Annotated in this window: 22 protein-coding genes; 9 read left to right on the top strand and 13 right to left on the bottom strand. The window is 57.8% G+C overall.

Features of this window, described 5'->3' with window-relative positions:
* Positions 1 to 216: 216 nt before the first annotated feature.
* Positions 217 to 777, top strand: coding sequence for a L,D-transpeptidase (locus Q0903_RS07670; RefSeq protein WP_299027359.1), 561 nt, complete (start codon positions 217 to 219; stop codon positions 775 to 777).
* Between the two features lie 135 nt (positions 778 to 912).
* Here Q0903_RS07670 and Q0903_RS07665 read toward each other — a convergent pair whose 3' ends face one another.
* Entirely contained in the window at positions 913 to 1,566 is a 654-nt protein-coding gene (locus tag Q0903_RS07665) for a peroxiredoxin (protein WP_299027356.1), read from the bottom strand.
* A 129-nt stretch (positions 1,567 to 1,695) separates the two neighbouring features.
* Between Q0903_RS07665 and Q0903_RS07660 the strand changes: the two genes are divergently transcribed.
* On the top strand, positions 1,696 to 3,123 hold the full coding sequence (locus Q0903_RS07660; RefSeq protein ID WP_299027353.1) for an aldehyde dehydrogenase family protein: 1,428 nt from the start codon (positions 1,696 to 1,698) through the stop codon (positions 3,121 to 3,123).
* A gap of 312 nt (positions 3,124 to 3,435) precedes the next feature.
* Here Q0903_RS07660 and Q0903_RS07655 read toward each other — a convergent pair whose 3' ends face one another.
* Positions 3,436 to 4,083, bottom strand: coding sequence for a pseudouridine synthase (locus Q0903_RS07655; RefSeq protein ID WP_299027350.1), 648 nt, complete (start codon positions 4,081 to 4,083; stop codon positions 3,436 to 3,438).
* Positions 4,084 to 4,159: 76 nt separating this feature from the next.
* On the opposite strand from Q0903_RS07655, the gene Q0903_RS07650 reads away from it, so the two are divergent.
* Positions 4,160 to 4,570: a nuclear transport factor 2 family protein gene (locus Q0903_RS07650; RefSeq protein WP_299027347.1), complete on the top strand. Its 411-nt coding sequence runs from the start codon at positions 4,160 to 4,162 to the stop codon at positions 4,568 to 4,570.
* Here the strand turns inward: Q0903_RS07650 and rarD are convergent.
* The 9 genes from rarD to Q0903_RS07605 all read right to left on the bottom strand — a co-directional run bounded on the left by rarD (position 4,556) and on the right by Q0903_RS07605 (position 14,878).
* Positions 4,556 to 5,485, bottom strand: a complete 930-nt coding sequence (gene rarD / locus Q0903_RS07645; protein ID WP_299027344.1) for an EamA family transporter RarD — start codon at positions 5,483 to 5,485, stop codon at positions 4,556 to 4,558. The genes Q0903_RS07650 and rarD overlap by 15 nt on opposite strands.
* A gap of 67 nt (positions 5,486 to 5,552) precedes the next feature.
* The gene (locus tag Q0903_RS07640; RefSeq protein ID WP_299414293.1) at positions 5,553 to 7,997 is read right to left on the bottom strand and encodes an FAD-dependent oxidoreductase; all 2,445 of its coding nucleotides are present in this window, start codon (positions 7,995 to 7,997) and stop codon (positions 5,553 to 5,555) included.
* Between the two features lie 12 nt (positions 7,998 to 8,009).
* Positions 8,010 to 8,912 carry a homocysteine S-methyltransferase family protein gene (locus tag Q0903_RS07635; protein ID WP_299414290.1) on the bottom strand — a complete coding sequence of 301 codons (903 nt, stop codon included), beginning with the start codon at positions 8,910 to 8,912 and terminating at the stop codon, positions 8,010 to 8,012.
* Between the two features lie 101 nt (positions 8,913 to 9,013).
* The gene (locus Q0903_RS07630; protein ID WP_299414287.1) at positions 9,014 to 11,467 is read right to left on the bottom strand and encodes an FAD-dependent oxidoreductase; all 2,454 of its coding nucleotides are present in this window, start codon (positions 11,465 to 11,467) and stop codon (positions 9,014 to 9,016) included.
* Between the two features lie 10 nt (positions 11,468 to 11,477).
* Complete coding sequence (locus Q0903_RS07625; protein ID WP_299414284.1) at positions 11,478 to 11,861, bottom strand: GFA family protein; 384 nt, start codon at positions 11,859 to 11,861, stop codon at positions 11,478 to 11,480.
* 4 nt (positions 11,862 to 11,865) lie between these two features.
* A complete protein-coding gene (locus Q0903_RS07620; RefSeq protein WP_299414282.1) occupies positions 11,866 to 12,486 on the bottom strand; it encodes a LysE family translocator in 621 nt (206 codons plus the stop codon).
* 12 nt (positions 12,487 to 12,498) lie between these two features.
* The gene (locus tag Q0903_RS07615; RefSeq protein ID WP_299027327.1) at positions 12,499 to 13,071 is read right to left on the bottom strand and encodes a helix-turn-helix domain-containing protein; all 573 of its coding nucleotides are present in this window, start codon (positions 13,069 to 13,071) and stop codon (positions 12,499 to 12,501) included.
* 98 nt (positions 13,072 to 13,169) lie between these two features.
* The gene (locus Q0903_RS07610; protein WP_299414279.1) at positions 13,170 to 13,628 is read right to left on the bottom strand and encodes a GAF domain-containing protein; all 459 of its coding nucleotides are present in this window, start codon (positions 13,626 to 13,628) and stop codon (positions 13,170 to 13,172) included.
* 77 nt (positions 13,629 to 13,705) lie between these two features.
* Complete coding sequence (locus Q0903_RS07605) at positions 13,706 to 14,878, bottom strand: acetyl-CoA C-acyltransferase (protein ID WP_299414277.1); 1,173 nt, start codon at positions 14,876 to 14,878, stop codon at positions 13,706 to 13,708.
* Positions 14,879 to 14,966: 88 nt separating this feature from the next.
* Here Q0903_RS07605 and Q0903_RS07600 point away from each other — a divergent pair, with 88 nt between their 5' ends.
* The 3 genes from Q0903_RS07600 to Q0903_RS07590 all read left to right on the top strand — a co-directional run bounded on the left by Q0903_RS07600 (position 14,967) and on the right by Q0903_RS07590 (position 17,608).
* Positions 14,967 to 15,305 (top strand): STAS domain-containing protein, encoded by a 339-nt coding sequence (locus Q0903_RS07600; protein ID WP_299027319.1) that lies wholly within the window; start codon positions 14,967 to 14,969, stop codon positions 15,303 to 15,305.
* A gap of 24 nt (positions 15,306 to 15,329) precedes the next feature.
* Complete coding sequence (locus Q0903_RS07595) at positions 15,330 to 15,776, top strand: ATP-binding protein (protein WP_299414274.1); 447 nt, start codon at positions 15,330 to 15,332, stop codon at positions 15,774 to 15,776.
* Between the two features lie 254 nt (positions 15,777 to 16,030).
* A complete protein-coding gene (locus Q0903_RS07590) occupies positions 16,031 to 17,608 on the top strand; it encodes a gamma-glutamyltransferase family protein (RefSeq protein WP_299027757.1) in 1,578 nt (525 codons plus the stop codon).
* A gap of 62 nt (positions 17,609 to 17,670) precedes the next feature.
* On the opposite strand, the gene hspQ is transcribed toward Q0903_RS07590, so the two are convergent.
* Positions 17,671 to 17,997, bottom strand: a complete 327-nt coding sequence (gene hspQ / locus Q0903_RS07585) for a heat shock protein HspQ (protein ID WP_025064227.1) — start codon at positions 17,995 to 17,997, stop codon at positions 17,671 to 17,673.
* Between the two features lie 84 nt (positions 17,998 to 18,081).
* Here hspQ and Q0903_RS07580 point away from each other — a divergent pair, with 84 nt between their 5' ends.
* The 3 genes from Q0903_RS07580 to Q0903_RS07570 all read left to right on the top strand — a co-directional run bounded on the left by Q0903_RS07580 (position 18,082) and on the right by Q0903_RS07570 (position 20,056).
* A complete protein-coding gene (locus tag Q0903_RS07580; RefSeq protein ID WP_299414271.1) occupies positions 18,082 to 18,963 on the top strand; it encodes an AEC family transporter in 882 nt (293 codons plus the stop codon).
* A gap of 77 nt (positions 18,964 to 19,040) precedes the next feature.
* Positions 19,041 to 19,625, top strand: coding sequence for a lytic transglycosylase (locus tag Q0903_RS07575; RefSeq protein ID WP_299027311.1), 585 nt, complete (start codon positions 19,041 to 19,043; stop codon positions 19,623 to 19,625).
* Between the two features lie 59 nt (positions 19,626 to 19,684).
* Positions 19,685 to 20,056, top strand: coding sequence for a DUF1304 domain-containing protein (locus Q0903_RS07570; RefSeq protein ID WP_299414267.1), 372 nt, complete (start codon positions 19,685 to 19,687; stop codon positions 20,054 to 20,056).
* Here the strand turns inward: Q0903_RS07570 and Q0903_RS07565 are convergent.
* Positions 20,053 to 20,652, bottom strand: coding sequence for an outer membrane lipoprotein carrier protein LolA (locus Q0903_RS07565; RefSeq protein WP_299414264.1), 600 nt, complete (start codon positions 20,650 to 20,652; stop codon positions 20,053 to 20,055). The genes Q0903_RS07570 and Q0903_RS07565 overlap by 4 nt on opposite strands.
* Between the last annotated feature and the right edge of the window lie 163 nt (positions 20,653 to 20,815).

Here is a 20,815-nt window from a genome sequence, read left to right as displayed (position 1 = left end):
AACAGTCTGCACAAGGCAATTCGGACATCTGCATCGTCATCTCGGATTAACGCCTTTAAATTTATCTTTCAAAATCAAGTTTTTAAACCTAATTCAACTGACCCCTATGCAGCATGAAGGGTCAGGGTAGGGGAATCCAGACTCACAATTTTGGAACTTTTCCCCTATTCTGGCGCTTGTTTATAAGAATCACTTAATTTTACAGGAGACACTGCCATGTCCCTATTTGACCGTCGTTCCCTATTGCTGACTGGTGCAGCCGCACTGGCCACTGGCCCCGCGTTTGCAGCCACAAGTACCTATCAGGTGCCACAGCATTTGCGCCCTCGTATTGTCGAGATCAAGGACCGCTTCCGCCCCAATGAAATCCATGTCGATCCAGGCCATTTCGCCCTGTATTGGACGCTACCTGACGGTAAGGCGATCCGCTATTCCGTCGGTATCGGCACTGCGGGCCGCTATAAATCTGGCACCTTCCGCATTCGCCGTAAGGCCGAATGGCCCAGCTGGACCCCTACCCCAGCGATGATCCGCCGCGAGCCGCATATCTACGCAAAGCACGCAGCTGGCATGAAGGGTGGCGGACTGAACCCGCTGGGTGCGCGCGCGCTCTACCTCTACAAAGGCGACCGTGACACGTATCTGCGGATCCACGGCACGCCCAAGCCGCAAACCGTCGCGGCGCGCGTCTCCAATGGCTGTGTGCGAATGATCAACGAACATGTGATCGACCTCTATAACCGCGTCCCCAACGGCACCCGCGTGGTACTCCACTAGGTAGATCAGGCACAGTCCAGGGTCTTCATTTTTCCCCTAAACTCAAACCCGTCCGCGCTCCGCGTACAACCAGCCCATAAGAAAGCGCCCCGCAGGATACACTCCCACGGGGCGCTTTCGCATCAATCGTTGCGATTACTCAGGCAGTTTTGCAGTGCGCAGATAAGGCAGTACTTTGGTGAACGTGCCGAATTTCGCGGTCGCATCCTCGTCGGACACAGTTGCAGGGATAATCACGTCATCGCCCACATTCCAGTTCGCAGGCGTGGCCACACCCTGCCCCACGCTCGTCTGCAACCCGTCCAGCGCGCGCAGCACCTCGGCAAAGTTGCGGCCCACAGTCATAGGGTATGTCATGGACAATTTCAGCTTTTTATCAGGTCCGATGATAAAGACCGAACGCACCGTAGCACTGTCCGCAGGTGTGCGCCCATCTGGCAGGTAAGCCTCGGCGGGTAGCATATCAAACGCCTTTGACAGCTCCAGCCCCGCATCCGCGATAATCGGGAAGCCCGCCTTGGCACCGGCAACAGTTTCGATATCACCTTTCCACTTCTTGTGGTCCTCGACACCATCAACAGATACGCCGATCACTTTGGTGCCGCGCTTTTCCCATTCCTCGGCCAGCTGGGCCACTGCGCCAAACTCGGTTGTGCAAACAGGCGTGAAATCTTTCGGATGCGAAAACAGGATCGCCCAACTGTCGCCGACAAATTCATGCATTGTGAATGTGCCCTGATCCGTTTCGACCTTCAGATCGGGGATCGTGTCGTTAATACGCAAGCTCATTTTACCGTTCTCCATTATTCGGGGTGTTGGACATTACTTAATCATTCGTTCTCTGACTTCCATCCCCATCTTGCAGGCAGCCAGCGGCAGTGACACAGTATGCCAAATTTCGCCAGAAGGATCACCACCATGATTGAGCATCGCAATTTCTACATTAACGGCCAGTGGACAGCACCCACCACTGCAAATGACTTCGCTGTCATCAACCCCTCCACCGAAGAGCAATGCGCTGTTATCTCCCTCGGGGGTGAGGCTGATACCAACGCTGCCGTTGCGGCTGCGCGTGCAGCCTTTGACAGCTGGTCACAAACCTCCAAAGAAGAGCGCACCGCCCTGATCCAGAAGTTGGCCGAGATCTATGACGCCCGCCAAGAGGAAATGGCACAGGCCATGTCAATGGAGATGGGCGCGCCCATCAATCTCAGCCGTGCACAACAGGTCGGTGCAGGCAGCTGGCACATCGGTGGCTTTCTGAATGCATTCAAGGATTTCTCGTTTGAGCGTGATTTCACCGCCTCCGAGAAAACCCTGCTTGAGCCTATCGGCGTCTGCGCGCTGATCACGCCATGGAACTGGCCCATGAACCAGATCATCCTCAAAGTGATCCCTGCGCTGGCCACTGGCAACACTGTCGTCCTCAAGCCGTCCGAGATTGCCCCTCTGTCAGGTGTTCTGTTTGCCGAGTTCGTGCACGAGGCGGGCTTTCCCGCAGGTGTGTTCAACCTTGTGAACGGCGACGGCCCCGGTGTCGGCAGCCAACTGTCCGCCCATCCCGAAGTCGATATGGTCAGCTTTACAGGCTCAACACGGGCAGGCATCGCGATTTCCAAAGCCGCCGCCGACACGCTAAAGCGCGTCTCGCTTGAGCTGGGTGGCAAAGGCGCAAACATCATCTTTGAAGACGCTGACCCAAAAGCAGCCAAACAAGGTGCCATCCGCTGTTTCCGGAACTCGGGACAATCGTGCAACGCGCCAACTCGTATGCTGGTGCATAAATCACGCTACGACGAAGCTGTCGCATCCGCCTCCGAAGTGGCGACCAATACCCATGTTGGCCCCGCATCGGAAGAAGGCAAGCATATCGGTCCCGTTGTTTCCGAAGCGCAGTTCAACAAAATTCAGGGTCTGATCGAAAAAGGCATGTCAGAGGCGCGCCTGACTGCAGGTGGCCTTGGCCGCCCGGATGGGCTGAACCGTGGTTACTATGTCAAACCAACCGTATTCGCGGACGTTAACAACGACATGACCATCGCACGCGAAGAAGTGTTTGGCCCTGTTCTGTCGATCATCCCCTTCGAGACCGAAGAGGAAGCGATCGCCATCGCAAATGACACACCCTACGGCCTGACGAACTATGTCCAGACCGAAGACGATGAAAAACGCCGCCGCGTGGCGCGCCGCTTGCGTTCGGGTATGGTCGAGACAAACGGCCAAGGCTTCGCACAGGGCTCGCCCTTTGGCGGCTACAAACAGTCGGGCAATGGTCGTGAAGGCGGCGTCTTTGGTCTTGAGGAGTTCCTCGAAGTCAAAGCTGTCTCTGGTTGGGCTGCAGAATAGGCTGACCGATTTACTGTATAGCTTAAGGGGCTGCCTGCGGGCGGCCCTTTTCATTTTCTGCGTCCTGCGCGCGAGGCGAGGACAGGATTGAGTTTACAGGAAAAATAAAGAAGGGACCTGTCGCGCGTTAAACTTCCCTTAACCCTGTTTAGTTAGCGTTGAGGAGCGCGGATCGCTGGAGAGCTATCCCGCGTGAAAAGTGAAGAAGCTCCGTCCTGCTTGAGAGAGTACGGACGGAGTGGACCATCTCCCCTCTTCTTTATTTTTCCTATAAACTCAATCCCGTACCATCAACCCACTCCACCAGCGGCGTTAAAATGGCGCCTTACTGCGTACTTTGGTTGTAATGCCGCCATCGGGGTGTTTGAACCGCAGCTCTTCGGAGTGTAGCATCATGCGCGGGTAATCCAGCGCGTCGCCGCTGGCGTAAAAGGGGTCGCCCAGTATGGGGTGGCCGAGGCTCAGCATATGAACGCGCAGCTGGTGGCTGCGGCCAGTGTGCGGGGTCAGGCGCAGACGCGCGGTAGAGCCTTCATCTTTTGTCACGCGCCAGTCTGTCTGGGCGGGTTTGCCTGTTTCATGGCATACCATCTGGAGGGGGCGGTTTGGCCAATCCACGATCAACGGCAGATCGACTGTGCCCTTTTTCTCCTCTGGCACACCCCAAACACGCGCGACATAGGTCTTTTTCGTCATCCGCTTTTCAAATTGCAGGCCGAGATGTCGCTGCGCGTAGGGTGTCATGGCGAATATCATCACACCGGACGTGTCACGATCCAGACGGTGCACGAGCAATGCGTCCGCAAAGGCGGCCTGCACGCGGGCCAGCAGGCAATCGGCAAGATGTTCGCCTCGTCCAGGGACAGAGAGCAGGCCTGCGGGCTTGTTGACCAGTATCACTTCGTGATCCAGGTGCAGGACCTCTAGCGGGTCCATCGGGGGAGAGTACGTTGCGTCCATGCGTGCTTCACTCCCACGGGGAGGCTGGGTTTTCAACCCGCACTGTGGCAGGCTGGGGCAAATGAAAGGGCCCGCCATGCATCCGACAATACAGAAGTTCCACGACCTCGTTCTTGCCAATGAGCACAGCGGCGTGCCCGCGTTGATGGCAGATGATGTCAAGTTTCAGCCCCCTACCTATTGGGCAACATGGAATGGCCGCGACGCGGTTGCAGCTGTGCTGGGTCATGTGAACGAGGTATTCACCGATTTCGAGTACCGCCGCGTGATGGGAACAGGCAACGACTGGGCGCTTGAATTCCAATGCAAGGTCGAGGGACTGGATTGTGTTGGGGTCGATCTGATCACGCTCAATGATGAGGGGTTGATGCAGACCTTTGAGGTTGTGATGCGCCCTTACAAAACCATTGGTGCCTTGCGCGCAGCCATGAACGAGCGTGTTGCAAAAGACCCGTCGTTCATGAAGCACAAATCAGCCTTGAGCTAGCGCCTGTTTGGCGCGCATCTGGCGCACCATTGATAGAGTGTAAATAATCAACGCAAGCCAGATCAGTGGCAGGGCGATGGCACGCGCACGGCCAAACGGCTCGCCGAAGATGAAAACCGCGTTGAGCATTATCATCGTCGGCGCAATGTATTGCAGGATGCCGATGGTCGAGAGGCGCAGCAGCTTGGCACCGTTTGCGTAACACAGCAGCGGCACTGCCGTGACAAGGCCGCAGCCCAGCAACAACCACGTGTCCACACTGTTGCCGCCCAAGAACTTTGCGCCGCCCGTGGCCCCCATATAGATGGCATACCCAAGCGCGGGGGGCAGGAGCAGCAGCACTTCCATCAAGAACCCTTGGTTCGGTCCGATTGGCAGGCTTTTTTTCGCGAGGGCATAGAACCCCCATGTGAGCATCATCCCGAAGGCGAGCCACGGCGTTTCCTCGGCATCTACTATCAGCACCAGAACCGCGACTGATACAATTGCCACCGCGACCCATTGTGCCCCAGCAAGCCGTTCACGCAGCAGCACGGCGGCCAGAAAAACACTAAACAGCGGGTTGATGTAGTAGCCGATCGCGGCGTCCAGCGCGCGGTCGGTAACAATCGCGTAGACATAAATGCCCCAGTTAAGCGAGATGAGTGCCGCAGTCACACAACCCATCGCCAGCATCCGCGGATTGCGAAACGCCTCGCGCAGGGTCGCTGTGCGGCCAAGCAGGATCAGGACAACAGCCGCTATCGGCACCGACCAGATAACGCGGTGTGCAATCACCTCGGCCACGGGGATATGGCTGAGCAGTTTCATATAGAGCGGCAGAAACCCCCAAAGCACATAGGCACCTCCGGCAAAAAACAGGCCTTGGGGCGTGTCCTGATCCGTGTTCGGCGTGGTGCTATTGGGTGTGCGCATAACGATCTCCTTGCCCGATAGCGTTAGGGCAAGGAGAGGGGCAAGGGAAAGAGTTAGATTGTACCCGTTACACCTTCACCCGCTCGGAGGCAGGATCATACATGGGCTTTAGCGAAGCCTCGGCACGGACACGTGTGCCCATCACGTCGATCTCGTAAGTGGAGGCCAGCACATCGGCGGGTTTCTCGCCTTTGCACGGCACATAGCCGAGGCCCATCGCACCGCCAAGATGATGCCCGTAAGAGCCTGAGCTGAGATAGCCGACGATCTCGCCGTCGCGCACAATCGGTTCGTTATGATAGAGCAGCGGCTCGGGGTCCGTGAGCTTGAATTGCAGCATCCGCATATCGAGACCTGCTTCTTTCTTGTCCAGCACGGCCTCGCGCCCGATAAAGTCGGGCTTGGTTGTTTTCACGGCAAAGCCCAAGCCCGCCTCAAGCACGTGATCCTCTGAGGTGATGTCATGCCCGAAGTGGCGGAAACCTTTTTCGATGCGGCAGCTGTCCATCATATGCATGCCGCACAAGCGCATTCCAAAGTCCTGCCCTGCTTCGGCAAGTGTTTCGAACACATGGCCCGCCTGATCCGCGCTTACATAGACCTCCCAGCCCAGTTCCCCCACGTAGGTGACACGGTGCACACGGGCCAGCCCCATTCCGATCTCGATTTCCTGGGCCGTGCCGAACGGATTAACTGCATTGGTGAAGTCATTGGGTGAGACGGCTTGCAACAGTTCACGCGAGCGGGGGCCCATAACGGCCAGCACGCCTTCGCCTGCTGTCACATCGGTAATGACCACATCGAAATCGCCCTGATTGCGGCGCATCCACGTTTCGTCTGCCAGACGCGTGGCGGCGGGTGTGACGACCAGATAGGCGTATTCAGACAGGCGGGTGACGGTCACATCTGCTTCGATCCCACCGCTTCGGTTGAGGAACTGTGTATAGACAATCTTACCATTCGGTACCGTATAGTCACCGCCGCCAATGTAGTTCAGAAAGGCTTCGGCATCGCGGCCTTCGACACGGATTTTGCCAAAGGACGACATATCGTAAAGACCGACATTCTGGCGCACGGCCATGTGTTCTTCGCGTATGTTCTCAAAGAAGTTCTGGCGCTGCCAGCTGTACTGGTATTCGCGCTCCTGCCCTTCGCGGGCGAACCAGTTGGCGCGCTCCCAACCTGCAAGCTCGCCCATGACGGCGCCGCGTTCCATCAAGTGATGGTGGAAGGGTGTACGGCGTATTCCACGCGCCGTGGCCTTTTGGCGGAAGGGGAAGTGATCGGCGTAGAGAAGGCCCAGCGTTTCCTTGCTGCGCTCGAACAAATAGGTTTTGTTGCCCTGAAACGGCTGCATGCGGGAAATGTCCACATCGCCCAGATCGAACGGCTTTTCGCCCGCATCCATCCACTGGCTGAGCGCCATGCCAGCACCGCCCGCCGACTGGATGCCAATGGAGTTAAAGCCCGCCGCGACCCAGACATTGTCCATCTCGGGGGCGAGGCCCAGATGGTAGGCATCATCGGGCGTAAAGGACTCAGGACCGTTGAAGAAGGTGTGTATGCCCGCCTCGGCGAGCATTGGCATCCTCTCGACGGCGGCCTCGAGGATCGGCTCGAAGTGGTCGAAATCTTCGGGAAGTTGATCGAACTCGAAATCGGCTGGGATACCGTCCATCGCCCAAGGCTTGGCGTTCGGCTCGAACGCGCCCAACAGCATCTTGCCCGCGTCCTCTTTGTAGTAGGCACATTCATCGGGCACGCGCAGCACGGGCAATTGGGTCAGGCCGGGGATAGCCTCGGTTACGATGTAGAAGTGTTCGCAGGCATGCAGTGGTACGTTTACGCCTGCCATACGGCCCAAAGCGTGACCCCACATGCCGCCGCAATTCACGATCATATCGGCGGTGATATGGCCTGTCTCATCGCCGTTTTGCCAATCGACACCAGTGACGCGGCGGCCCTGACGCGCGATGCCTGTAACGGCTGTCCGCTCGATCACTTTCGCCCCGCCCTGCCGCGCGCCTTTGGCCAGTGCGAGTGCAATATTTGCCGGATCGCCCTGCCCGTCCTTGTCAAGGTAAACACCGCCAGTTACCCCTTCGATATTCAGATGCGCATAGCGTTCCTGCACTTCCTTTGGCGAAATCTCCTCAACATCTACACCGAATGCGCGGGCCATGGCCGCTTGGCGGAAAATCTCTTCACGGCGCTCTTCGGTAAGGGCCACAGTGATGGAGCCGCAGCGTTTGAAGCCTGTGGCGACGCCTGTCTCCGCCTCCAGATTGCCATAGAGCTCTTGGGAGTATTTTGCGAGTTTGGTCATGTTCGCCGTTGCGCGAAGCTGTGCAATCAGACCAGCGGCATGCCATGTGGTACCCGAGGTAAGCTGTTTGCGCTCCAGCAGCACCACATCTTTCCAGCCCAGTTTGGTGAGATGGTAGGCCACTGAACAACCGATAACACCGCCACCGATAATGACAACGCGAGCGTGGGAGGGAACATCAGCCATGGTTAGACCTTTCTAGACGATTGTGTGACCCGCAGCGGTCAGGCGGCGGGCGATTTCAGCAATATGCGCGGGGCCGACTTCGCAGCAACCCCCGACAATAGTGGCACCGGCGCCGACCCATTCCATCACATGGTCGGCATAGCGTTCTGGTGTCAGATCGGTGCGTGCGCTCAGCGCGTCGACGGTTGGCGCGTCCTCTTTGAAGCCATCGGTAATCATGGTGAAGCCGTTGGCATAGGCACCAAACGGCACGCCGCAATCGGTCAGTGTGGGCAGACCTTGGGTGATCGCCTCGGGGCTGGAACAATTGATCAGCACAGCGGCGGGTTGGTAGTGCATCATCATCTGCATCATCACGAACAGGGGCTCGCCAGAGCGCAGTTTGGTCCCGTCATTGTCATCAACAGACATAGCGATCCAGAGCGGTTTATCACTGCCCGATGCCGCATAGCCCTGAAAAATGCCCTCTGCCTCCTGAAGCGAACAGACCGTTTCAGCGAGGATCAAATCCACGCGGTCGCCCATCAGTGTGATGTTCTCGGAAAACCGTGCCGCCGCCAGTGCAACATCGGGTTTCAGATCGGGGCGGTAGGAGGCCAGAAGCGGCCCGAGCGCGCCAGCAATACGGCCTGCACCATGGGCGTTCCGCGCGCGCACGGCCTGTTCTACAGCAGCCAAGATTAATGGAGCAAGCTGATCCTCGATCTGTTCCCGCTCCAGCCTGTTGCGGTGAACAGCGTAGGTATTGGTTGTGGCAACGGTTGCGCCTGCGGCAAAATAATCCGCATGGACAGCACCGACCAGTTCGGGCTGGTCAATCATCACACGGGTCGACCACAGCGGCGTGGGCGCACCACTGCTGCGTTTGACCAGTTCCTGCCCGATTGAGCCGTCCAAAAGTGTTATCGCCGCCATTTTATGTCTGTTCCATTTATCAGTGATCTTGGCAGCACCTGCGGCCAAGACCTTGTTTATCTGCGATTACCTGTCCCCCCGCCGCACGCGGGAGAACGTAATCAGGCGGTAATGCGCGCGTTTTGCGAATCCCACAATGGGGCATCTTCCTGAACGATTGCCTTGCACATTTTTCCAAAGATATTGATGTGCAATTCAGTGCCCGCAACGGCAAGATCGGCGCGCACAGTGCCAAGCGCGATGGATTTGTTCACGCGGTAGCCCCAGTCGCCGCTGGTTGTCTCGCCCACCACTTCGTCGCCGTGGTAGACCGTCGACATATAGGGGGCATCCTGATCGCCTGCATCCACGACCATGGTTACGAAACGCTTTTTCACCCCTTCATCGCGCTGCGCGGTCAGCGCGGCCTTGCCGATGAAATCCTGCGGCTTGTCGAATTTGACCCAGCGGTCCAGTCCTGCCTCTAGCATCGTGTAGTCAGTGGAGAGATCGCCCTTCCACGTGCGGTAGCCTTTTTCGATCCGCATGGAGTTGAGCGCGTACATGCCGAAGGGTTTTGCGCCTGCGGCGACGACCGCCTCGTAGATTGCGGGGCTGTCCTCGAATGACGTGTGGACCTCCCAGCCCAGCTCGCCCGCGAAAGAAACGCGGAACAGTTTGGCGGGCTTGCCTGCAACGGTTGCATCCTGAACAGACATCCATGTGGCGCTAAGGTCTGCGCCTTGGGTCATGCCAGCCAGAATATCACGCGATGCGGGGCCTGTGACGATATGGGTCGACCAGTCGAGCGTGATATCGGTCAGGCTAAGTGCGCTGTCCTTGGGCATCCGGCTTTTGAGTAGCTCGAAATCATGCCACAGCGCGACTGCGGCTGTCATAAGCCAGAAGTCATCCTCGCCCCAGCGGATCACTGTCATCTCGGTCAGGATACGGCCGCGGCTGTCGGTGAAATAGGCAAGGTTCATGCGACCAACCTTGGGCAAAGCACCTGCTGTCTGGCCGCGCAGCCATTCCGCAGCACCTGAACCGCTCAGCGCGTAGCGCGAGAAGCCGGGCATATCCAGAACGCCCGCATGATCGCGCACGGCCTCGACCTCCTCTTTGATCCGTACAGACCATGGGCCGTTCCGGTCCCAGGTCTGTGTACTTTCCTCGGAGGTATCATCGCCATCTTTCGCGAACCAATTGGCCCGCTCCCAACCATTGTAAGCTCCGAACTGTGCGCCTGCCGCTTGTAGCGATGCGTGGTTTGGTGACAGCTTTTTGTCACGTCCTGCGGGCCATTCATGGTGCGGGAAATGCATGGCGTATTCGTGGCCATAGGTCTCAAGTGCCTTGGCAAGGCAATGGTCATGATCGGTATAGTCTGTGTAGCGGCGCGGATCGACGGCCCACATATCAAGCTCTGTTTCGCCGTGCATGATCCATTCGGACAGCACTTTGCCAGCGCCACCGCCCTGCGCGATGCCAAAGGTGAACGAATGGCCTTCAAAGGCGTTTTTCACACCGGGCATCGGCCCGATCATCGGCAGGCCATCGGGGGCATATGGAATGGGACCGTTGATGTTTCGGCCGACGCCAGCAGTGCCCAAGGCGGGCACCCGCTCCATCGCGTCCTCGATATAGAACTCAAGGCGGTCCAGATCATCGGGATACAGCTGGAAGGAGAAATCCTCTGGCATTGGATCATCCGGTGTGACCCATGCGGCCTGACAGTTCCGTTCATACGGGCCGAGGTTCAGGCCGTTTTTGTCCTGCCGCAGGTAATAGCTGATGTCCACGTCGCGGATCATCGGCATTTTATGGCCTTTTTCTTTGGTCCATGCCTCCAGCTCTGCAATTGGCTCGGTCAGAAAATACTGGTGCGACATGACGACCATCGGCACAGTGCGCCCGCCGAAGGGTTTGAACATCTCGCCCACACGCTGCGCGTAATAGCCTGCGCAGTTGACCACGATCTCGGCGCGGATCTCGCCTTTTTCGGTTTTGACGAGCCATTCATCGCCAACGCGGTCAAGCCCGATCATCGGGCAGAACCGCTCAATCCGACCGCCTGCTTCGCGGGCGCCTTTGGCCAAGGCCTGCGTAAGCTGGGCAGGGTCAATGTCACCATCCAACGGGTCCCACAAGGCACCCGCTAAATCATGTGTTTCCATGAAGGGATTGTATTCTTTACACTCTTGCGGGGTGATCAGACCCATATCCAGACCCTGATACGCGCCCATTGACGAGACCCGCTCAAACTCCTGCATGCGCTCTTTGGTATGCGCAAGGCGCAGTGCGCCTGTGACGTGATAGTTCATGGGATAGTCCACGTCATCGCCCAGCGTGCGGTACATCTCCAGCCCGTAGCGTTGCATATTCATGACAGCCCAGCTGCTGGAGAAGTTCGGGCAGTTGCCCGCAGCATGCCATGTAGAGCCTGCTGTCAGTTCGTTCTTTTCCAGCAGAACGCAATCTTTCCAGCCCGCTTTGGCGAGATGGTACAGTGTTGAGGTGCCGACGACACCGCCCCCGATAATGACCACACGGGCCGTGGTTGGAAAATCTGACATGGCTCTCTCCCTATTGTTCATGTTGCGGAAGGCCGTCCGCAATTGTGTAGTAGTCGCCTTTGTCGGCGACAAAGATATGTTTGGCTGTGGTGATCCCGCTGGCCCCGTCGAGGGTGCCGGACATTACGGATGTGGCCCCGTTGTCATCTGCGTGACACCAGAACAGCGAAGACCCGCACGTGCTGCAAAACCCGCGCTGCGCCTTGGGCGAGGAAGCGTACCAGCGCAGTGTGGCGTCTTGGGTGATCTTTAGCTGATCCGCAGACACTTGGGTGGCTGATACGTAATGGCCCGACGTCTTGCGGCATTGCACACAGTGGCAAGCAACCGAGGGGCGCAAAGCACCCGTCAGCGTATACTGCACACCACCACACAAGCATGATCCATTTTTCATCGCGTTAACTCCTGACCGGTACGGATGCGCTGCCCAGCAAAAGCCCGTATATGACAAAACACGCGCCCATCAGGCGGCGGAACCAGACGTTGAACACTGCGCCCAGTGCCGCGCGCCCGAGGCCTGCGCCAAGAGCGGTAAAGCCCGTATAGCTGAGCGCGGTTAGCGTCAGTGCGGTTGGCACAATGACTATCATCTGGTCCCAGATCGGCACATCGGCCTGTACGAACTGCGAAAACGCGGCGAGGTATCCTGCCACGCTTTTGGGGTTGATCGTGGCGATGGCAAAGGCACGCAAATAGACGGATTTGGCGGGGCGGCTCTCCATACGGGGTGGTATGGTCGCGTTCATCCATCCACGTATGCCAAGATAGATCAAAAATGCCGCGCCCAGCCATTTGGCCGCTGTGAATGCCACCGGCGATGCTGCAATCAACGCGGTGATGCCCAATGCCGAAAGCGTGAGGAACAGCAGAGCTTGGGTCAGAATCCCCAACACGCCGACCAACGCGCGGCGCATGCCCAGCGTCATACCGTTGTTGATACAGTTTACCGCGTTTGGCCCCGGTGTGGTGACGAACACCACCCAGAACAGTGCGAATATGGTCCATGCTTCAAAGCTCATCCCCTGCCCCGCTCAATACACGGGGGGGGCGATGACCCAGATCGCCACGGCGGGGTCTGCGGTGCGGTTAGCCCAGCGAAATGGCTCGCCTCGGATGCGGAAGCTGTCGCCTGCGTTCAGCGAAAAGGCTGTGCCGCCAATCTCGACCTCCAGCGTGCCCGAGATCACATAGCCCACCTCTTGGGTGGGGCGCTGGACCGCTTCTTTGATGCAACTATGGGGCTGGAATGTAGAATGAACCATCTCGAAATCATCGGTCAGATCAGGTGAGAGCAGCTCCTCTAGCAGACCTGCCACCGATGATCCCATCGGTCTGCGCGCCCCTGAACGCACGATGAATCCGGCTTCATGGGCCGGCGCAGCCTCGTGCCGGAACAAGATCGAAACGGGGACTTCGAAATAGGCGGCAATCTGGCGCAAGTCGGTAATAGAGGGGTCGGATTTGTCACGCTCAACCTGGCTGAGCCAACCGACAGAGCGCCCCAGCGCCTGCGCCGTCTGTGCCAGCGTCAGCCCCCGCGCGCGACGCAGCGCACGCAAATCCACACCCAAAGTCTGCGAGGATTGAGGCAAGTCATGGCGCATCGGGGACCTATGCAAAAAAGGGTGGTGCGTGGCCCGCGAATCCACAGGCGCAGCATTGCTCCCAAATCTTTGTCAGAGGTCCATGAAAAAAGCTAGAATTATTTCACGTGGCTGAAAGTTGACGCGAGAATATCAGTGAGCGCATCTGCATCAGCCTGTGTGAACGCGTCGGGCTGATCACTGTCTATGTCCAGCACCGCCAGCAATTTGCCCCCCGCGCCAAAGACGGGCAAAACCAGTTCGGACCGTGTCGAACTGGCACAGGCGATATGGCCCTCGAAGGCCTCTACATCAGGCACCAGTTGCACCTGCCCTGTGCGTGCCGCCGCACCGCAGACCCCCCGCGAGAAGGGGATAACCAGACAACCGTGTCCGCCCTGATAGGGCCCGATCTTAAGCGTTTCGGGTGCGGTGACGCGGTAGAACCCCGTCCAGTCAAAGCGATCATCGCTGTGGTGCAGCTCGCATGTGACTGTGGCCATCAGCGCGACAGCATCATCCTCGCCCTGTGTAAGGGAGGCAATTGTTTTGGCCAATGTCGGGTAATCAACTTGCATGGAGCACCTTGTAGTCACTGTTGCTGTCGGCCCCGAGGGGCCGATTTGAGTTTACAGGAAAAATAAAGAAGCGGGGGTTACGCCCGTTCGATGGCGATTGCCGTTCCTTCGCCACCGCCGATGCAGATGGCGGCGATACCGCGTTTGAGTCCGCGTTTTTCGAGTGCGTTGAGCAGCGTGACCATGATCCGTGCGCCCGATGCACCAATGGGGTGGCCCAGCGCGCACGCGCCGCCGTTCACATTGACGATATCATGAGACAGGCCCATTTCATGCATGAAGGCCATGGGCACCACAGCGAAGGCTTCGTTCACCTCCCACAGGTCTACATCTTCTTTGGCCCAGCCGAGGTTTTTGAGCAGTTTTTGGGCGGCTGGTACCGGGGCTGTTGTGAACAGGCCCGGAGCCTGAGCGTGACTGGCGTGGCCCATAATGCGCGCACGTACGGTCAAACCCTGTGCCTTTGCCGCGGGCTCTGATGCAAGCACAAGAGCCGCTGCGCCATCTGAGATGGAGGACGAGTTTGCCGCTGTTACAGTGCCCCCCTCGCGGAAGGCGGGCTTGAGCTGGGGAATTTTATCGGGGCGCGCCGTGGCTGGCTGCTCATCCGCGCTAATGCGGGTGGAGCCTTTGCGCGATGCGACCTCTACTGCCGCGATTTCATGTTCGAACGCGCCGCTGTCCTGCGCCTGCAACGCGCGGCTGAGGGACGCGAGTGCATATGCGTCTTGCCGCTCACGCGTGAACTGGAACTCCTCTGCGCAATCCTCTGCAAAGGTACCCATGAGGCGGCCCTTGTCATAGGCATCCTCCAGCCCGTCGAGGAACATGTGATCGACCACTGCTGCATGGCCCAAGCGTGCCCCGCTGCGCATTTTGGGCAACACATAGGGCGCATTTGTCATGCTTTCCATGCCGCCTGCGACGACAACATCGCTTTGGCCCAGCGCGATCTGGTCGTAGGCGATCATTGCAGCCTTCATGCCCGATCCGCACATCTTGTTGAGCGTGGTGGCCGGCACCTCTTCGCCCAGACCAGCAGCAAAACCCGCCTGACGAGCAGGCGCCTGCCCCTGACCTGCGGGCAGCACGCACCCCATCAGCACTTCTTGAACCGCGGCATCACCTGCGCCGTCAAGCGCGGCACGAATGGCGGCACCCCCAAGCTGCGCGGCAGACATCCCAGAAAAAGCGCCCTGAAATCCGCCCATAGGTGTGCGCGCGGCCCCTGCGATTACGACTTTTTGCATGTGCTGTCTCCTTTTGAGTATCTGCTTACAACTTCTTAGCCATTTGGATTTAGCAAGAGGTCGCACGCAATCTTTGCAGGAATGTATCATGGAACTCACCAGCTCAAAAGAACCCGGCCTCCAGATCGTGACGGTTCAGGAACAGCGCATCGATGCGGCTGTTGCCCTGACCTTCAAGGATCGTATGCGCGAAATTACCGAGGGCGGGATCGATACGGTGCTGCTGGATCTCAATCATGTGCAGTTTATCGATTCCAGCGGATTGGGTGCGATTGTTGCAGCGATGAAAAACCTCAGCCCTGATCGCCGTCTTGTGTTGGCGGGGCTTACGCCCACGGTCGATAAGGTGTTTCGCCTGACGCGCATGGATTCCGTATTCGGCGTGTTCTCCACCGTTGATGACGCTCTGGCGGAGTTGCAGGGATGAATACCCAAATAGCGGAGCGTGCCCGTGAATGACCCGGAGGCCCGACCGCTGTTCTGTATTACTCTTACAGGCGCGGAAAGTGCTGTGCGCGAAGGATTGGCCGAGGCGATGTCGTCCCTCGCGCCCCTATCGCTGAGCGTTGATGAGGCGGGTACGGTCGAACTGGTATTGGCGGAGGCGCTCAATAACGTGGTTGAACACGCGCTGGCCGCAACAGACGGAAAGACCATGATTGAAATCAGCGGCACGCATGACCGCCGCGGTTTGCGGCTGTCGATCATCGACGAAGGTGCGCCAATGCCGAAAGGCCAGACACCGGATGCGAAAGCGCCAGATGTGGACGTGGCCGATGCTGATATGCCTGAAGGCGGTTTTGGCTGGTTTATGATTCATACGCTGGCAACCAATGTGCAGTATTCGCGGGTAGGTGACTGCAACCATCTAACGCTGAGGTTGGCGGTGGGAATCTAGAAGCTGTGGCACGGTATCGCCATGACGATACCTTAGAGATGTCCCTGCATCACCACATTTACGCCACCGTTACACAGCATACATGGTCTTGTAGCTGCATATAGCTTCCTCCGGTGGCGCGTTTAATTGCCCCCACCCAGTGCGCGCCACCGGAGCACTAACACCCCCCTCTATATACTTCGTCATTAACATTGGCACTGCGCCGCGAAGGCACTAGGCTTGCTCAAGACATCTGTATGAGTGAGGCTTTCCCGATGCGCGATTTCCATTTACCTGGCCGGTCCCAAGTGCTGGCCACTGGCGGCATGTGTGCCACCTCCCATCCTTTGGGCGCAAAAGCCGCCATTGATGTGCTGCAACAGGGCGGCAACGCGATGGATGCAGCGATAGCGGGTGCTGTGCTGCTGGGCATATGTGAGCCGCAGATGACGGGCATTGGTGGCGATTGCTTTGTACTTTGGTCGGATGCCGGCAGTAACGACATCCACGCCCTCAATGGGTCTGGGCGCGCGCCTGCCGCACTGGATGCGGCGGAGCTGCGCGCGGCGGGAGATGCGACGGTTGGACTGCGCTCTGCCCATGCTGTCACCATTCCGGGGGCGATGGACGCATTCTGTCACTTGTCTGATACTGTCGGGAAAATCGGGCTGGAGGGAATCCTTGCACCTGCGATCCATTATGCAGAGAAAGGCGTGCCAGTGGCCCCGCGCGTGGCGTTTGACTGGGCGCGAGATGCAGGCACGTTGCAAGGCGTTGCCCGCGATCACTACCTTATCAACGGCAAGGTTCCGCAGACAGGAGATATTTTCCGCGCACCAGGCCAAGCCGAGGTGCTGCGCCGTGTTGCATCACAAGGCCGCGATGCGTTCTACACGGGCGAGGTGGCCGACGATATGATTGCCGCGCTGACCGCGATGGGGGGCAAGCACACAGCGGATGATTTTGCCGCTGTAGCCTGCACGCCCACCACGCCGATCGCCAGTACGTACAAAGATATCGAAGTGGTCGAGCATCCGCCAAACGGACAAGGTGCGACTGCGCTGCTGATGCTCAATATACTGTCGCAGTTCGACGTAGCAGGGATGCACCCGATGAGCGCGCAACGTGTGCACATAGAGGCCGAGGCAACCAAGCTGGCCTATGACGCGCGCAACAGGTTCCTTGCGGATGCCGAATATGCAAGCCGCGCCGATCACATGCTGGACATGGACACCGCCAAAAAGCTGGCCGCGTTGATTGATCCCAAAAAGGCGATGGAGAGCCCGGCCGCACTGTCCGAAGCCGTGCATAAGGACACGATCTATATCACCGTCGTCGATGGGGATGGCATGGCTGTTTCGCTGATCTATTCGGTGTTCCACGGCTTTGGTTCTGGCATCGCCACAGACAAGTTCGGGCTGCTGATGCAGAACCGTGGCGCGGGCTTTACCCTTGAGGAAGGCCACCCGAACGAATTGAAGGGCGGCAAGCGCCCGATGCATACGATCATTCCCGGGATGATCCGCGAGAAGGGCCGCGTGTTGATGCCATTTGGCGTGATGGGCGGAGCATACCAGTGCTGCGGCCATGCGCGATTTGCCTCCAACCTGACTGATTTCGGGATGGACCCGCAGGCAGCGATTGATGCGCCCCGTGCGTTTTCAGACAACGGAACACTCAATGTCGAGCGCGGGTATTCGGACGCGGTGCGGGCCCAGCTGGCGGACATGGGGCATAAGGTTGCAATCCCCGATGTGGCAATTGGCGGCGCGCAGGCCATCAAAATTCACGAAAGCGGTGTTCTGGAAGGCGCATCAGACCCGCGCAAGGACGGTTGTGCATTGGGGTACTAGGCCCAGTTGCGAATCGCATAGATTGTCAGAAAGGGATCGGCCGAAGGGGGCCGGTCCCTTTTTTAATTCAACTGGAAATGAAGCGGATAGGTGCCATTTTCGAACGGACCGAAGAGGTCTGGAATATCGGGGTGGTCGACAGGCTCCCCGCTGTAATCGGCAACCAAATTCTGCTCCGAGACGTATGCCACATAGTAGCTTTGGTCATTTTCCGCGAGCAAATGATAGAACGGCTGCCCCTTGATCGGACGGCTTTCCTCGGGGATCGACTCATACCATTCTTCGGTATTTGCGAATTCGGGATCGACATCAAAAATCACCCCGCGAAAAGGGTGTTTCTTGTGGCGGACAACCTGTCCCAGATGATATTTGGCGCGTGTTCGGATCATAGCAATGCGTTCCCTACTCTTGGTTCCTATCCGAAACAAGTGCATTTTGTCCAATAAATGCCGCTGACTTAAAGGAAACAGTCTGTGAACTTGACACTTACGGTGCTCGAAATTGTAGCCCCCGTTTTCCTGTTGGCTGCCGTAGGATTTACGTGGGTAAAGCTGGGATTCGAGTATCGGATTAACTTTGTCACACAGCTGGCGACGACGCTTGCCGTGCCCTGCCTGATCTTTACTGCGCTGATGCAGACACAGATTGCACCTGCTGCGCTGACGGCGCTGTCGCTGGCCTCGGTCGTGGCGTATTTGGGTGTGACTGTTGCGGCGGCTGTGCTGGTACGTCTGACGGGGCTGAACACCCGCACCTATCTGGCGCCGCTTATCTTTGGAAATACGGGGAATCTTGGCCTGCCGCTGGCGCTTTTTGCGTTTGGAGAGGAAGGGCTTAGCTATGCTGTGGTGGTATTCGCGATCATGGCGATCTGGACGTTTACGTTTGGCATCTGGCTTGTCGCAGGCGCGGGAAGCTTTGGCAAAGTTCTGCGTGAGCCATTGGTCTGGGCCACGTTGCTGGGCGGTTTGTTTCTGTGGCAGGACTGGCAAACGCCGACGTTCCTGACCAACACGCTGGAGCTGATTGGGCAAATGGCGATCCCGCTGATGTTGATTACGCTGGGGGTCGCAGTGGCGCGGCTGAGCCCGCGGGGAATCGGACGGGCCATCGTGCTGTCGATGGTCAAGTTGGCGCTATGTGTGGGAATCGCGTGGCTGGCGGCCCTTGCGTTTGATCTGGACCGCATCGCATTCGGGGTGCTGGTGCTGCAAGTTGCCACACCCGTTGCAGTGACGTCTTATTTGCTGGCAGAGAAATACGGTGCTGATGCGCAAGCGGTGGCAGGGCTGGTTGTCGTCTCGACCCTGATCTCGGTCGGCGCTTTACCGCTTCTTTTGGCAGTGTTGTTGTAGGTTTTCGCTGTAAAACAGTGCCGTGGTTTGATATAATGCTGCAAAATATAAAAAACCAAACTTGAGGCGATAGGCAGATGAAAACACCCCTTCGCGCTATGATTATCGTGCTACTGCTGGCAAGCTGTGGCGGCTCCTCCACCTCCCCGCCGCGGGATTTGGATAATGCTTGTTCGATCCTCAAACAGCGCCCCGATTATCACAAAGCGTTCAAAAAGGCCGAGCGGAAATGGGGTGTTCCCATTCACGTGCAAATGGCGACCATCCATCAAGAGAGCAAGTTTGTTGGCGATGCGCGCACACCGTTCCGCTATGTGTTGGGCGTGATTCCCATGGGCCGACAATCCAGCGCCTTCGGCTATGGTCAGGCCCTGGATGCCACGTGGGACGAATACCTTGTGGCCGAAAACCGCCGCGGTGCGCGCCGTGACCGGATTGACGATGCAACAGACTTTATGGGTTGGTACAAGAACATCACCCGCGAGCGTAACGGCGTCGCCCTAGATGACGCACGCAACCAGTATCTGGCCTATCACGAAGGGCATACAGGCTTCCGACGCGCAAGCTATAACAGCAAGCCATGGCTTGTTGCTGTTGCTGCCAAAGTTGATGCCCGCTCGGACATGTACGAGCAGCAGATCGCGGGCTGTCGTCTGCGCTGAAAGCTCTTTGCAGGCTCTATTAAGGGGCCTGCATTCTCCAGCCTATGAAAGGCTTTGATATGTTATTGTTTGCCCGTTTGTTGATTGCTCTGATCGCTGCTCTGCATGCGTATATCGCTTACTTCGAGATGTTCGCATGGGAGACAACAGGGCCTCGCGTGTTTTCCACATTCCCGCCTGATCTGTTTGCCCAGACCACCAGTCTGGCCACAAACCAAGGCATCTATAATGCGTTTTTGGCGGCTGGTCTGGTTTGGACGCTAACGATTGGCAATGGCAGATGGCAACGCAATATCGCCACCTGCTTTTTGCTGTTTGTCATGGTTGCTGGCATCGTAGGTGCAATTACCGTGTCACCGCGTATTGCGCTGATACAGACAGTCCCCGCCCTGATTGCCGCTGTTTTGTTGTGGCGCAGCGCGCGGGCCTAGCGATTTACCGAACCCGGGCTGCCTACATCAAACAACTTGTTCGGCAGGCTTCCACCCTGTTGGAGCGCGCCCAGAATAACCGTTGTCTGGCTACCGTTGCCGTCATTGATGATCCATTGGCGCAGCTCTGGTTTGGGGCCGGTGAATTTCATCTGGATATTGCCGTATTGCGGGTTTTCCGGATCTTGAGCTGTAACGGTTGTCGCCGTTCCGTCATAGGAATGGCCCGTCACCATTTTAGCCTGATTGAGGTTCACATTACGCGCTAGAATGATCGACAAAGGCGTGCGCGACAGGGGATACGTCTCGGGCGGCTGGTTTGATTTGGTGTCGTAGATCACGACCGTATTGGAGCCAGCAACGACCAACCCCGAGTCGGGGGCGTTATACTCAAACCGCACGCGACCGGGGCGTTTGATGTAGATCGTGCCAGTTGAAATCGTCCCGTCACTGTTGATCTGGGTGAACTCGCCTTTGGCGGTGGTCATCGCGTTCAGATAGCTGCTGATGCTGCCCAGTGGCAGTTTGTCGGCCAAAGAGGCGGTTGCAACCAGAGCAAGGGCTGCGCCCAGCGCGAAGGTTTTCAGAAATCGCATGTGATTTTCCTGTAATCGTGAATACTGCGTTAGCTTCAACATAGGCGGCCTTGGCGTGATATGCGATATCAACTGCATCATTTGCGCCAGCTTTGCGCCGTTTCCCCCCTGATCGGCGGGCATATGCCACCGCATAAAAAAATGGCCCCCCTCTGAGCAGGGG

The sequence above is a fragment of the uncultured Sulfitobacter sp. genome, from assembly GCF_947502895.1.
Classification (GTDB): Bacteria; Pseudomonadota; Alphaproteobacteria; order Rhodobacterales; family Rhodobacteraceae; genus Sulfitobacter.
The sequence above is the reverse complement of the archived record's forward strand: the minus strand, read 5'-3'. Positions and strand labels throughout refer to the sequence as shown.